Source organism: Crenobacter sp. CS_VA4 (assembly GCF_055597485.1).
In genome coordinates this window covers 1-254 of sequence record NZ_JBVMAE010000155.1, presented here as the reverse complement: position 1 = coordinate 254, position 254 = coordinate 1, and the positions used below count along the sequence as shown (strand labels likewise).

The following is a 254-nucleotide window of genomic DNA, read 5'->3' as shown; positions in this document are numbered from 1 at the left end:
ACCACCTTGCCAGAAACGCTCGGCAGCCTCGGGCTGAACCTGGAAACGTCGAGCATGGGCGCCAGCTGGGTCCGGTACATGGTGCGTCTTGCCCAACAGATGGCAGTCCCTTCCCGACTGGGCCAGATAATCGCCCAGATACAGCTCGTCGATGGGGTGAGGGACGCGGTTCCAGGTGACCCGATGCGACAAGGGGTAGCGGCCGGTGTAGTACGAGGCGCGTGACGGTCCGCAGACAGCCGAGTTCACATAGG

At 63.4% G+C, this 254-nt stretch carries 1 protein-coding gene; it reads right to left on the bottom strand.

Annotated features, from left to right (window positions below):
- On the bottom strand, positions 1–254 hold a 254-nt coding region (locus ACZ2IA_RS23125; protein WP_470294923.1), incomplete at both ends, for a hypothetical protein.